The 14100-nt window shown below is 59.9% G+C and carries 12 protein-coding genes; 9 read left to right on the top strand and 3 right to left on the bottom strand.

Features of this window, described 5'->3' with window-relative positions; all coding sequences use genetic code 11:
• The 9 genes from VN887_20635 to VN887_20675 all read left to right on the top strand — a co-directional run.
• Window positions 1-1282: hypothetical protein (locus VN887_20635; GenBank protein HXT42426.1), on the top strand; the 1282-nt coding region annotated here is incomplete at its 5' end.
• 119 nt (window positions 1283-1401) lie between these two features.
• Window positions 1402-2238, top strand: coding sequence for an extracellular solute-binding protein (locus VN887_20640; GenBank protein HXT42427.1), 837 nt, complete (start codon window positions 1402-1404; stop codon window positions 2236-2238).
• A gap of 50 nt (window positions 2239-2288) precedes the next feature.
• Window positions 2289-4742, top strand: coding sequence for an ABC transporter permease subunit (locus VN887_20645; GenBank protein HXT42428.1), 2454 nt, complete (start codon window positions 2289-2291; stop codon window positions 4740-4742).
• Window positions 4739-7624: a VWA domain-containing protein gene (locus VN887_20650; GenBank protein HXT42429.1), complete on the top strand. Its 2886-nt coding sequence runs from the start codon at window positions 4739-4741 to the stop codon at window positions 7622-7624. Before VN887_20645 ends, VN887_20650 begins: the two co-directional genes overlap by 4 nt.
• Before the next feature lie 155 nt (window positions 7625-7779).
• Window positions 7780-8058, top strand: a complete 279-nt coding sequence (locus VN887_20655) for an acylphosphatase (protein HXT42430.1) — start codon at window positions 7780-7782, stop codon at window positions 8056-8058.
• A gap of 7 nt (window positions 8059-8065) precedes the next feature.
• Window positions 8066-8788, top strand: coding sequence for a metallophosphoesterase family protein (locus VN887_20660; protein ID HXT42431.1), 723 nt, complete (start codon window positions 8066-8068; stop codon window positions 8786-8788).
• Between the two features lie 119 nt (window positions 8789-8907).
• Window positions 8908-9951: a glycosyltransferase family 9 protein gene (locus VN887_20665; GenBank protein ID HXT42432.1), complete on the top strand. Its 1044-nt coding sequence runs from the start codon at window positions 8908-8910 to the stop codon at window positions 9949-9951.
• A 176-nt stretch (window positions 9952-10127) separates the two neighbouring features.
• Window positions 10128-10991, top strand: a complete 864-nt coding sequence (locus tag VN887_20670) for a hypothetical protein (GenBank protein HXT42433.1) — start codon at window positions 10128-10130, stop codon at window positions 10989-10991.
• Entirely contained in the window at window positions 10966-12051 is a 1086-nt protein-coding gene (locus VN887_20675; GenBank protein ID HXT42434.1) for a DUF481 domain-containing protein, read from the top strand. Before VN887_20670 ends, VN887_20675 begins: the two co-directional genes overlap by 26 nt.
• Before the next feature lie 4 nt (window positions 12052-12055).
• Here VN887_20675 and VN887_20680 read toward each other — a convergent pair whose 3' ends face one another.
• From VN887_20680 to VN887_20690, 3 genes are all read right to left on the bottom strand, one after another.
• Window positions 12056-12607 carry an HAD-IIIA family hydrolase gene (locus VN887_20680; protein ID HXT42435.1) on the bottom strand — a complete coding sequence of 184 codons (552 nt, stop codon included), beginning with the start codon at window positions 12605-12607 and terminating at the stop codon, window positions 12056-12058.
• A 146-nt stretch (window positions 12608-12753) separates the two neighbouring features.
• Window positions 12754-13809 carry a family 16 glycoside hydrolase gene (locus tag VN887_20685; protein HXT42436.1) on the bottom strand — a complete coding sequence of 352 codons (1056 nt, stop codon included), beginning with the start codon at window positions 13807-13809 and terminating at the stop codon, window positions 12754-12756.
• A gap of 57 nt (window positions 13810-13866) precedes the next feature.
• A partial coding sequence (locus VN887_20690; GenBank protein ID HXT42437.1) for a thiamine pyrophosphate-dependent enzyme occupies window positions 13867-14100 on the bottom strand: 234 nt, incomplete at its 5' end.

The raw sequence follows: 14100 nt of genomic DNA on the forward strand, positions 1-14100 counted from the left end.
CGAGATTCATCTCTTCAGCGACGGCGCGATGCCTGCGTTGAGCGAGTTTGAAAACAAGGCCCTTCCGCTTACCTATCATCGCGTCGGCCAGCGCGCGAACAATCTGGGCATTGTCTCCCTCGACGTGCGGCCCAATCCGGAGGATGCAAGCCAGCGCGCCATTTTCACCAGCGTCGCCAACGCGTCGCCGGAGGAACAAAAGACTGAAATCGAACTGCGGTTCGACGATCAGTTGATCGAGACCAAATCACTCACGATTCCGCCAACGAACACCGCCCCGGTTGTTTTCCTCGCGGCGCAACCGCGCGACGGTGTGTTCAGCGTCCGCATTACCGCCAAAGACGATCTCGCGGTGGACAACCGGGCGTCGATTGTCAGCCTCCTTCCGCAGCCGGTGCGCGTGCTGCTTGTATCGCGGGGAAACAAGTTTCTGGAGAAGGCGCTCAAGGCCGCCGGCAAGGTGGAGCTGACCGTCGCCGCGGATGTCACCGAGGAACGGCCGTTTGCCGACCTCGTTGTGCTCGACGATGTGACGCCCACGGTCTGGCCGGCGCTCAACGTGCTCGCGATTCACACGATGGGCACAAACTGGTTCAATAGCGTCGGCAGTGTGGAGGGGCCTGCGATCGTGGATTGGAAAAGCACGCATCCACTGTTGCGCTTCGTCAGTTTCGACAACGTAGCCATCGCCAAAACGCTCGCGGTGAAGACGCCGACGTGGGCGGTCGCGGTGGCGGACTCTCCGCAAACGCCGCTCATTCTCGCCGGCGAACTGGCACGACGGCGCATCGTCTGGCTGGGCTTCGACACGCTGGAAAGTACCTGGCCGCTCCGCGTTTCGTTTCCGATTTTCATCGCCAATGCGGTGGACTGGCTCAACCCGGCGGCGATTCAGGCCGCCCAGCTCCTGGTGAAAGCGGGAGAACCGTTTCGCCAGACTTTGGCAGAAACGGTGAAGTCAACGGAGATTACCCTGCCCGACGGCAGCCGAAAGACCGTGGCGCTCAATCCCGCGTCGCATGAACTGGTGTTCGGTGACACGGCGAAGCAGGGTGTGTATCACCTCAACGTGGGAACGAATCAAACCGTTTTTTGCGTGGACCTGCTCGACTCGGCCGAAACCGACACACATCCGCGCGCGGAGTTGAACTTCGGCAAGTTCGGCAACGTAGCGGCCACCACGATGCGCCGGGCCAATTTGGAAATCTGGCGCTGGATCGCGGCAATCGGGCTGGTGGTGCTGATGTTCGAGTGGTGGTATTACCATCGGAGGACGGCGTGACGGCGCGCAAATGGTTAGAGCGGAAGGTCCCATTGTGGATCGTATTACTCGTAAGCGCCGTCTGCGGAGTGGCGCTTGGTTTGCTGTTTCCGACTACTCATCATTCTAGTTTGCTGAGAGTGGTCATTTACACCTCCCAGGACCAGGTTTACGCCGAACCGATCCTGAAACAATTCGAACGAGAGACGGGCTTCAAAGCCCGCGCGGTTTACGACAGTGAGGCTGTCAAGACCGTCGGGTTGGTGAACCGGTTGATGGCGGAGAAGGGGCATCCGCAGTGCGACATTTTCTGGAACAATGAGGAACTGAGGACACGCCAGCTCGCGGCACGAGGGCTTTTTGAAAAATGGGCCGCGGCCGGTTATCGCAGCCGGCGAATCGCCGTCAACACGAACAAAGTTTCGCTCACGGCAGCTCCGCACTCGTTTGCGGAACTGACGAATGAGACGTGGCGCGGCAAAATCGCGCTCGCCTATCCGCTGTTTGGCACGACGGCGACGCATTTTCTTGTGTTGCGACAAGCCTGGGGCAATGAACGGTGGCAAAGCTGGTGTCGCGCGCTGGCAGCGAACAAGCCGTTTCTCGTGGACGGCAACTCCGTCGCTGCGAAACTCACCGCCAAAGGCGACGCATGGATTGGCCTGACCGATTCCGACGACATCGCGGCGGAACAGCGCGAAGGCGCGCCCATCGTCGCGCTGCCACTGACGGAAGAATCGTTGCTGATCCCGAACACGATCGCCCTTATGCGTGGCGCCCCGCACCGCCGATCTGCGGAGGAGTTGCTGGAATATCTCCAACGGCCCGAGGTCGCGGGGGAATTGATCGCTGCTCGCGCGTTGGAAGGTGTGTCAGTGCAAAGCGTCACCAACGCGACCCTGAAACCGGATTGGGTTAAACTCCTGGCGGACCTGGACACAGGCACGGCCCGGTTGAAGGAGATTTTTTTGAGATGAAATCCCGCGCGTGTTCGCTCAAACAGTGACGGCTTGATGAGGAATCTGAAATGAATTTCGGGCTGCTGAGAAACAGTTTGCTCGTGAGCGCACTGAGCACGCTGCTGGCGCTGACGCTGGGGTTCATCACCGCTTTGTTCGTGAACGGGTTGAATGCGCGCGGGCGGCGATGCTTCATGGTATTGGCCGTGCTGACACTGGCACTGCCGCCGTTTTTGGTCACGGATTGCTGGATGACATGGTTTGGACAATCCGGCTGGCTCGGCAAATGGAGCGCGCTAAGCCTTGAAACGCCGGACGAGAACGTGAGGCAGCTCGTCCTCTCATTCGAGACCGCGTGGGTGCTGGCATTGATGCTGTGGCCCGTGTCGCTGCTGCTGGTGCTCGGCGCATGGCAGCGTCTCGAAGCAAACCTTCTGGAAAACGAACCGTTGCTTTCCGGCGGCGCATTGTTTCGCCGGTTGCTGGCGCCGCTTGCGCGCGACGCGCTGACACAAGCCGCCGTGGTGACCTTCGTTCTCGCGTTGAATAATTTCGCCGTGCCGGCGCTGTTGCAGGTGAAGGTTTTTCCGGCGGAAGTGTGGGTCAATTTCAACACGACCTTCGATTACGGCGCCGCGGCGCAAATGAGCTGGCCACTCGTGGCCGCGCCGCTTGCGTTGTTGTTCTGGCTGCGAAGGCGTGAAATTTCCTGGCCGCGCGTTGACGGTGCCGCGACCGCCGGTGTTTTCCGCCGCCAACTCGGGGCGCGGTGGTTCGCCTTCAGCGGCGTGGCGGCGTGGGCGGCCGTGGCCCTGTCCGTTGGCGTTCCTCTGACCCGGTTGTGTGCAAGTGTTCGGACCTGGCATGAATTCGTCCCGGCGGTGCTGGCCGGACAGGGGGCCATCCTGGATTCGGCGATGCTCCCGGCGGTGTCCGCCACGCTGGTGATTGTCGCGGCGCTGGCGACCTGGCGCTGGCCGATCGGCCCTCTCACGTGGCTGCCGTTTCTGGTCCCGGGCGTGCTGCTGGGCATGGCGTTGATTTTTGTTTTCAATCGGCCGCCCTTCATCGCGTTTTACGAAAGCGTCGGCATCGTTTTTTTTGCGTGGACCGTGCGCTATCTGGCGGTCGGCTGGAACACGACCGCGCAGGCGCTGCGTTCGGTGGATGCCGATTTGTCGGATGCCGCGCGACTCGAAGGAGCGTCGCGCTGGCAATCGCTGCGGCTGGTCCAATGGCCGCAGGTCGCGCCGCTCGTCGCGGCGGGCTGGTATTTGACGTACCTGTTCTGTTTGTGGGACGCGGAGACGTTGATTCTGGTCATGCCGCCGGGTGCGGAGACACTGGCCATCCGTGTCTTCAATTTTTTGCACTATGGCCACAACGCCCAGGTGAACGCGCTGTGCCTTGTCCTGTTGATGCTGGCGGTCGCGCCGGTGGCAATCTGGAGCGGATGGCGGGTGACGCGAAACCTGAAGACTGCGGCGGTGAGTGCGCTCCCGCTCGCGCCCCTGGCCGCGCTGATGCTGGCCGGGTGCGCGCCCGCGACTTCTCAGAACGAAGCCCCGGTGGAAAGCAAATTGTTCAGCCGCGTGCAGGTGATCGGTACCCGCGGCGCCGGGCTGGGCGAGTTCAACAAACCAAGGTCGGTCGCGGTGGACGCAAAGGACAACCTTTACGTCGTGGACATGACGGGCCGGGTGCAGAAGTTTTCACCGGACGGGACGTTCCTGAGCTTCTGGCAAATGCCGCAAACCGACAAAGGGAAGCCAAAGGGAATGTGCCGCGACGAAAAGGGGAACATCGTCGTGCTGGAGCCGCATTACTCGCGCGTGAATCATTTCACGACCGATGGCAGGCTCGTCGCGCAATGGGGCGTTCATGGAACGAATGCGGGAGAGCTGGCATTTCCGCGGTCGGTCATTGTCAACTCGCAGGGGGATATTTTTGTGAGCGAGTATGGCCTGGCCGAACGGTTGCAGGAATTCACTTCAGAAGGCGCGAAACTTGTGCGTGTCATTGGCGGGGCAGGCACGGGTGAGGGCCAGTTCGACCGCGCGGAAGGCCTGGGCATTGACCGGCAGGACCGAATTTACGTTGCCGACTCGTGCAATCATCGCATCCAGGTTTTTTCTCCGGACGGAAAGTTTTTGCGGACCTACGGCCGGCCCGGCGCGGGCCGCGGGGAGCTCAGCTACCCTTACGACGTGAAAGTGGACGCGCAAGGGTTTCAATTCGTGTGCGAGTTCGGGAACAGCCGCATCCAGGTCTTCGACCGCGAGGGTCAGCCGGTCGAAATCATCGGCGGGCCGGGCGCGGGACCCGGGCAGTTCAGCAATCCCTGGGGCATGGCATTCGATTCCAAAGATAATCTCTATGTCGCGGACGCGATGAATCATCGCGTGCAAAAGTTTATCCGCAAGAAGGCGGAAGCGGGACGCGCGGGGCCGGAACTGGAAAGGGATCGTGCGTTCGGCATCACGGGCAATGTGAGGCGGGCCAGCGGCCACGGACCCGGATGAGCTTTCAATTCACCAACCCAGCCTGGCTGTTGCTGTTGCTCGTCGCGGTGCCCTGGACGATCTGGCTGGCATTGAGGTCGGACGTGCAGATCGGCGCATGGCGCCGGTGGACGGCGTTTTCGTTGCGGATGGTGATCGTTGTGGCCCTCATTCTCGCCATTGCCGGCCTGCAATGGAAACGGCCGCAGGAGGGGATGAACGTTTTCTTCGTCCTCGACCGTTCGGACAGCATTCCGCCGGAGCAACAGGAGGCCGCGCGGCTCTATGTGTCCAGAGCGTCGGCGCAAAAGAAGCCCGTTGACAAGGCCGGCGTGCTGGTATTCGGGACCGATGCGGCGATTGACACGTCGCCGAACTCAAAAATCGGCGACCAGAAAATCCAGGCGGTCGTTGGGAGCGAACGCACGGACGTCGCTTCGGCCATCCGCCTGGGCACCGCCGCCTTTCCCGAGACCGGCCAGAAACGATTGGTGCTCCTGTCGGACGGAAACGAAAACGTCGGCGACGCTCTGGCGGCGGTGCTTGCGGCGAAACCGCTCGGCGTGTCAGTGGACGTTGTACCGCTCGGTGTCGCGCGCGGCGGCGATGTGTCCGTGCAAAAACTTTCGCTTCCGGGCAACATCAAGAAGGGACAGACGTTTGAGGTCAAAATCTTCGCACAGGCCGATCAGGCTCAACGCGCGACTGTGCGGTTGTTTCAAAACGACCATTTGCTGGGCGAACAAAAAGTCCAGTTGGAGGCCGGCAAAAACCTGTTCACGTTTCCGCAGACACTGACCGAGCCGGGTTTCTACAGTTACGAGGTGGAGATCGAAGCGCCCGGCGATTCTGTTCCGCAAAACAACCGCGCGATCAATTTTACCACCGTGCGCGGGGATCCGCGGGTTCTGGTTGTCTCGGCCGAACCCGACAAGGACGCGTTACTGGCCGAGGCGTTGCGCTCGGCGAACCTCGACGTGAAAATCGCCGACACCACCAAGTTTCCCGGCACGCTCGCCGAGATGCAGAGCTACGACACCATTTTTCTCAGCAACGTGGCGGCCGGCGACCTCGGAGACACGTTGATGAAGTTGCTCGAAAGCGCGGTGCGTGATTTTGGCGTCGGTCTGGTCTGCGTTGGCGGCGATCAGACGTACGCCGCGGGCAGCTATCGCGGCACGCCGCTGGAAGAGACGTTGCCGGTGGACATGGAGTTGAGCAGCAAGAAGGTGCTGCCCCCGGGCGCGGTCGCGCTCATCATGCACGGCATGGAGTTCATGAACGGCAACCAGATTGCCCGCGACTGCGCCGTCGGCGTGCTCGAAGCGCTCGGCCCGCAGGATGAAATGGGGGTGCTGCTGTGGGACGGCACCGAGCACTGGCTCTTCCCGCTGGCCAAGGTTGGAGACAAGAAGGCGATGCGCCGGTCGATTGCCGGCATGAACCAGGGGGACCTCGGCAGTTTTCAAAATATCATGGGCATGGCGCACGAGGCGTTGAAGAAATCCAATGCCAGCCTCAAACACATCATCGTGTTCAGTGACGGAGATCCCGCGGCGCCGACGCCGCAATTGATGCAGTCGATCGTCAGCGACCGCATCACGGTCAGCACGGTGTTGATCGCGGGCCACGCGGGTCCGGAAACAATGGACATGATGGCGCAGCAGGGCCACGGGCGATTTTATCCTGTGCAGTCGGCGGACCAGTTGCCGCAAATCTTCATCAAGGAAGCGGCGGTAATTTTGAAGTCGGCGATCTACGAGGAGCCGTTCAAGCCGCAACAGGTGTCGTCGAGCGAACTCATCCGCGGCATCGCGGCGAACGAGTACCCGCAACTGCGCGGTTACGTCGCGACGAGCCAGAAACAGCGCGCCGAGACGCCGTTGTTGACCGACAAGGGCGACCCGCTGCTTGCGCACTGGCAGTTCGGTCTGGGACGCGCAGTGGCGTTCACCTCGGATGCGAAGGCGAAGTGGGCGCAGGACTGGCTGGGCTGGCCGAAGTACCAGCAATTCTGGTCGCAGATTGCGAAGTGGAGTTTGCGTCGGCTCGACAACGCGGACTTCACGACCGACGTGACGATTGACAAGGGAGAAGGCGTCATCAGCGTGGAAGCGCTGGACGAAAAGGGGAATTACCGCAACTTTTTGAACCTGCAGAGCGTGGTTGTGAGTCCGAAGGGTGAAAGACAGACGGTGCGCCTGGAACAGACCGGGCCGGGGCATTACGAGGCGCGATTTCCCACCAAAGCCGTTGGCGCTTACGCCCTCAATTTGATGGACATCGCGAACGGAGCGGTGCGTGGCACACAGCGCCTCGGCGCGAGCGTGAATTATTCCCCCGAGTTCGGCGCCACAGAGCCGAACAATAATTTGCTGCGCCGTCTGGCCGAAGCCGGCGGCGGAAAGATGCTCGACCCTGGCATTCCGGCTGAGAATCCATTTTTGCACGACCGCCTGAGGACTTTTCAACCCCGCGATTTGTGGGAATGGCTCCTGAAGCTGGCGATTATTCTGTTCCCGCTCGACGTTGGGGTGCGGCGCGTCCAGCTTGACAAAGCGGAATGGCTGAACGCGACGGCCACGCTGCGGCGGTGGCTTTTCTTCTGGCGCGGAACGCCGCGGACGCCGGAGGCTGACGAGTCGCTTGCGGCGTTGCTCGCCCGCCGCGATCAGGTGCGGTCGAAACAAACCGCGCCCATGGTCCAGCCCAGTCCGGAGCTGTTCAAGCCCGAAAGGCCGGCCGTCATCACACACGCGAAAGACGAAATCAGACCGGCTGAACCGGTCACAGGATCTCCTGCTGAGGGTCCGGATGAAGCGAAATCAACCGGGCAAGCGGCGAGCACGGCGAGCCGATTGCTGGAAGCCAAACGGCGGGCGCAGCAACGGAAGGATCTGTGATCGAAGCCGGGGCGCTTTGTAAAACTCTTTATGCAACCGCCCGCATAAAAGCATTGCGCCTGTGCTTTGGGTTATGGCTTGATTCCTGCGCCTGATCGGCTATTTGAAGCCGGATTTCTGGTCTGGGCGGGACGCTGTTTTCCCGTCGGAACGCGATGAGTCGATCTCGGTTGCATATGTTTTACTCGGGCCGGGTGCAGGGCGTCGGGTTCCGTTACACGGTCAAGACGCTGGCGTCGGGCTTTGAAGCGACCGGAATTGTCCGCAACCTGCCGGACGGACGAGTGGAACTGGCGGCCGAAGGAATGAGAGAAGAACTGGAAGCATTCCGATGCGCGATCCAGGACTCGGAAGTGGGCCGGTTCATCCGCAACGAAGAGGCGGTTTGGAGCGAAGCCACGGGCGAATTTCGCGGGTTTGAAATCGTGAGTTGAAGCAGTCATGAAATACGCAATCATCGCCGACATCCACGCCAATCTCGAGGCGTTACAGGTGGTGTTGGAAGACACCAGGAGCCAGAAATGCACGCATTACGTCTGTCTCGGCGATGTCGTCGGCTACAACGCCAACCCGAAGGAGTGCCTGGACATCGTCCGGGACGCGGCGATGCCCTGTGTGAAGGGTAATCACGACGAATACTGTTCAACCGAAACGAACCTCGAAGGATTCAATCCGCACGCGGCCGAAGCCATTCAATGGACACGTCAGCAGTTGACCGAAGGAGACCGACAGTGGCTCAAAGAATTGAAATACATCCGGCTCGTTGCCAGCTTTCAGGTCGTGCATGCGACGCTCGACGGCCCGCAGCGCTGGGGTTATGTGTTTGACCGACTCGCAGCGGCGGCCAGCTTCACCTATCAGAACACGGCGGTCTGTTTTTTTGGCCACACGCACGTGCCGGTCGCTTTCATTCGCGACAGCGTGGTGCGCGGCGGCACTTATTCCAAATTCAAAATCGAACCCGGCCGAAAATATTTCATCAATGTTGGCAGCGTTGGCCAGCCGCGTGACGGGAACCCGAAGGCGGCATACGCGATTTACGACATGGATGAAGGCTCGGTTGAATTGCGCCGTTTGGACTACGACATTCCGGCGGCCCAGGCAAAAATCATGGCGGCCGGCCTGCCGCCGCGGTTGGCCGAGCGCCTGGCACTGGGAAGGTAAGACCGGCCGCTGGCCGCCCGCGTGCAGGACGGTGAACCGTCCGATTTCCAGCCCGGTCCTGAAATGCCGGAGGTGGCCGGCGCCGCCATCTGCGCCGTGTGTGATGTTCCGCCCGCGCTTTGAAAATCCTCATTCTCAAACCGAGCTCGCTTGGTGACGTCATCCAGGCGCTGCCCGTCCTGCGCCTGCTCCGGCTGCATTTTCCGCGGGGTAAAATCTATTGGTGGATTGATGCGGCGCTGCGCGAGTTGATCGAGGGCGATCCGGACCTTGATGGCATTTTCCTGTTTGAACGGCGGCGATGGTCTTCGCCGTTCCATTGGAATGAGCTGCTGGCCAGTATTCGCCGAATGCGCGAGATGAAGTTCGATTGGGTGATTGATTTACAGAGTCTGGCGCGCAGTGGCGCTTTCGCCTGGCTCGCCAACGGAGGATTGACCGTGGGCCTGGACGATTCCCGCGAGGGCGCGCGAGGTTTCTACGATGTGGCGGTGCCACGCCCGGCATTTTTCGCCCACGCGGTGGATTGGTATCTGGAAGCTTTGAGCGTTCTCCGCGTGCCGGTGCATTGGAATTTCACCTGGCTACCCACGCGGATCGACGCGGCAGCTGCCGTTAAGGCCAGGTGGAAGGTGGATTCCGGCCGTTGGATAGTGCTTCAGCCGGGCGCACGCTGGGTCAACAAACGGTGGCCCGGTGATCATTTCGCAGAACTGGTGCGGCTCCTCGCACGCGATTACAAGGATCTGAATTTTGTGATTCTGGGGAGCAAGGATGACGCGACTCTGGGCCAACGCATCGCGGTGGCAGAGCCGAAGAGGTGCCTTGATCTGACGGGGCGTACTTCACTTCTGGAGATGATCGAATGGATACGCTCAAGCGAGCTGGTGGTCACGAATGACACCGGACCGATGCACGCCGCGGCGGCGCTTGGCACCGCGGTTGTGGCGATGTTCGGCCCGACCGAGCCGCGGCGCACCGGACCATTCGGTCAAATCCACCGGACGATCCAGTTGACTTCGCTGCCTTGCGTGCCGTGCCTGAAGGACACATGCGCTTACGACAGGCCGTTGGAGTGTCTGCGCAGCGTTACGCCGGCGATGGTGCGCGCTGAAGTAAGCCGCCACCTCGCCGAATTGGAACGCGCGCGGCTTCCTGTCTGATTTGAAGGGATAAAGCGACTGCTGGCATCCGGCGCGGTTTGAATATGCCCTGCATTGGCGGCGTCGGACTGGGCGGTGAGAAAGCGCTCAAAGTTTGCATTCCGACGCAGATGGCTCGTCGTCGCGTCCACCGAATTGCGCCTTGCCAGTGGACCGCCCTCGCCTACATTGGCCCAATGAATTTTTTGCGACCCATCATCGGGTGTTGCCTTGCGCTTGCGCCGGCCGTGACCGCGCAAGTGAGCGTGGAGTTGTCACTTGATCAGGATCAGTTTCTCCCCGGCGAATCGCTTCAAGTGGGCGTTCGTGTCACCAATTTTTCCGGACAGACACTGCGCATTGGCAAAGACAACGACTGGCTGCATTTCACCATCGAGGGCGTTGACAATTCCATCGTGCCGGCTTTCGGAGACGTTCCCGTGCAAGGTGAGTTTGAAGTTGAGTCCTCGACGGTCGCGACGCGGCGCTTGGACGTGGCGCCTTACTTCGCTTTGAACCGGCCGGGGCATTATGTGATTACCGCGACAGTGAAGTTGAAACAATGGGACAAGGACCTGGTCAGCAAATCCAAAGGGTTCAACATTATCGCCGGCACGAAACTTTGGGAACAGGACTTTGGCGTGCCGACGGTTGCGGGGCAGGCGCCCGAGGTTCGCAAGTATGCGTTGCAACAGGCGATTCACCTGAAGCAGATGAAACTTTACGCGCGCGTCACCGACCAGTCGGAGTTGAAGGTCTTCCATGTTTTCCCGATCGGCCCCATGGTTTCGTTCAGCAAACCCGAATGCCAGATCGACAAATCGAGCAATCTGCACGTGCTCTACCAGACCGGAGCCAGGAGCTTCAATTATTCCGTGATCAATCCTGACGGCCGGCTCCTGGTGCGCGAGACTTACGACTACTCCGACACGCGCCCCGTGCTGCGAATTGATCGCGAAGGGCGAATCCTCATCGGGGGCGGGGTGCGTCGATTGTCGTCCGACGATCTTCCACCGCGCGCCGACGCTTCGACCAATGATGCCAAGACGCCGAAACCGTAAGCTGGGTCGGTACGCCAGCTGTTGCTGGGCGCTTTTTGCCGGGCTTGTTTTCTTCAACGCTTGCTGCGCCGAGACAGTCACGCTGCATCTGCGCAACGGCGCGCAAATTTCCGGTGAGATGCTCTCGATGGACTCGACGTTCCTGACGATCACCAACGCGCTGCTGGGCAAAATCGCGGTGCCTGTGGCCGAAGTGCAGCGATTGGAGAAAAAGCCGGGCTCCGTCCCCCCGCTGGTCGCCACCAATCAACCGCCCGTCACGGTCGCCACGAACGTGTCACCGACCAATCAACCGCCGGGGCAAACGGCCAGACCGTCGTTGACGCCGCAAACGGTCGTGACCACCAAGGCAGTTGAATCCAAAGCGCCCGCGCCGGCATCCGCACCTGTCAAGCCGAAGCCACCGAAGCATTGGAACTTGAATGTCGATATTGGAACGGATCTGGAGTACAACCAGACCCACCGGGAGCTTTACTATGGTCACGTCAAGTGGACGTACGGGAAGGACCGCTTTCGAAGCATCGTCGACTATCTGGCCAACTACGGAAAAACAGACGGCATTCTTTCGGCCAACGATATGAACGGGAGCGTACGACTTGAACTCGACGTGGGCAAGTCGAAGAGGTCGTTCATGTTCGACGCCGCCGGCGCCGGATATAACCAAATCCAACAGATTGATGCCACGTACGATGACACCTTCGGTACGGGGTACAAGTTAATCACCCGAAGCAATTTTACGTTCAATGTGAGCCTGGGCGCCAATTACCAGAAGAAATACCTCAAAGACGGCTCCGCACCGAATTACAAGGCCGTTAATCTGGGGGAGCAGATGGCCTGGAAAATCAATCCCAAGTGGTCGCTGGATCAGAAGGTTGATTACTATCAGCGTATCACGGGAATAGGGGACTACCGCCTTCGCTTTGAGTCCAACCTACGCTATCTGCTCTCGAACAACATCAACCTGAGCCTTACGGCGGTTGACCAGTATGATACACAACCGGCACCGGGTGTCAGCAAGAACGACCTCCTCCTCCGGGTTGCGTTAGGTGTGAAGTTTTGACCGTTCAAGGCTGATCCATCAGCAGCAGGCTGGAGGATTGCAACTGTTCTATCTTCCGTACAACGTCGTCAAGATTCGGAAGCACAAAGTCGTGGTGTCCCTTGCCGATCCAGGGCGATTTCAACAGCAACGACGTACATCCCACCACATGCGCGGCTTGAGCGTCCTGCCATTTGTCGCTAACGACGAAGGAGCGGTCGAGGTCGAGATGCCATTTGAACGCGGCTTCAGTCAGCAACCCGGCTTGAGGTTTGCGGCAGGGACAACGATCGGTTTCGTCATGAGGACAGACAAGGATGTCATCGAGGGGAAGACGCTGTTTGAGCAGGGCGTGCATCCGGTCCAGCTCGCGGCGGGCCAGATAACCGCGCGATAGCCCGGGCTGGTTCGTGATCGTCAGCAAGACGAATCCCGCCGCCTTCAACTGGCGCAAAGGATCGACCGCCGCCGGGTTCACTTGAAACTCGTCGAGAGAGAGCGGAGTGACCTGATGGTCGCGTTCGACCTTCGCCAGATTCAAAATTCCGTCTCTCTCAAAAAATACACCGGACTTCATACGAACTGACCAAGCATAAAGACGGCCGGACACGCCCGAGCAGAAACCAGCGTTAAATGCGTGTCTTTAGCGCGGTTCGGATTTGCAAAAGTGCGAGCGTGCGGACTAGAGGGGGTGTAAAGGATCTTCCGGCCGTCCAAAACGCCCTATTGGGTCAGATCCTTTGCGGAGCGAACACGACTTTCCATTTCTTTGACAATAGGCCGGGCGCGCGCCAGCGCGGCCTGTTCGGTCTGACCGGGAAACGGCCGCAGAACAACGCAGACGGCGGCGACCGCCTCGCCGTTGCGATCGTGCAATGGCAAAGTCACAAGCGTTTCCTTCTTGCCGCGGCCACAGTAAACAACGTCCCTCGCAACGACATCCTCCGCCGCCTTGCCGGCCGGTTGCCCAATTTCGTGTTTGTTGTCACCTGCGACGATATGGAGATCCGTTTTCGGCCCGGTCGCCGCGTAAATCTTCAACCCCAGCAGCCGTGGGTATTTCTCCAGGGTCTCTCGAACCAGTAGCGCCGCTAACGGTTCCTTCGGGCGGTAAATGATTTTTGTGTCGCCGAAATAACTGACCGAGTCGGACTTGGTCCAAAAACCGATTTTGCCCTCGCTAAACGTGGTGTCGGTAATGTCGGGGATCGCCTGTTTGCCATCGAGGAAACACCGTATTTTGTTGCCGGCGCAGTCGATGGCAAGTTCGTGCCAGGCATTGGTTTGAATCTCGATAACCGGGCCGATCGGATCCGTGTGGGTTCCGTCAACGAACTTGTAAAAGCGAAAGTTCTGTCCGAGCGAACTGACTCGCGCGATGTAGTAATTATTTTCGTCCTGGAGGCGGAAAGCCACGCCCGCCATCTGTTCAGCCGAACCGCTCACGGTCTTGAATCTTGTCGTGAGAGTGAAGTCGTCGAACGTTTGTTGTTCGAAGATAAGCAGGGGGAAATGTTCACCTGTGGCGTCGCGTGACAACTGCGCGAGCACCGGGTGCCGGGTGGCAACCGATGACTTGACCTCGGGTCCGGCGGACGACGGCCGGCTTTGGTCGTCGATGACCTTCCACTCGCCGGGTTTTCCTTCGCCGGACACTGCGCTGCGAAAACCAGGCGGCGGTTCGTTGAGGCGGGCTCCGCTGAAATCAAGATAGCACTCCGCCGCGCGCAACTGCCAGGCGAAAGCCAGGATGACGATACCGGTGGTCAAACGAAACATCGCGTCGCAACGTAGCAGGAAAACGCGGCGCGACAAGCATTTGCCTCCTGTGGCCCACTAATCCTGATAGATCATATCCGCCACCGTGCGACCTGCCGGGATGAAAGGAAGCACGTGTTCAGTGTAGGGTGTGATAACGTCGAGCACGTACGGCTGGTCTGAGTCCAACATGCGCTGAATGGCGGAGCGCAGATCTTTTTTGAACATCACGCGTTCGCCGGGCACGTTGAAGCTTTTCGCCATGGAAACGAAATCAGGGTAAATCTGCTGGCGGTTGTCCGGATCGCCGAG

The organism is Candidatus Angelobacter sp. (assembly GCA_035607015.1).
GTDB lineage: Bacteria > Verrucomicrobiota > Verrucomicrobiia > Limisphaerales > AV2 > AV2.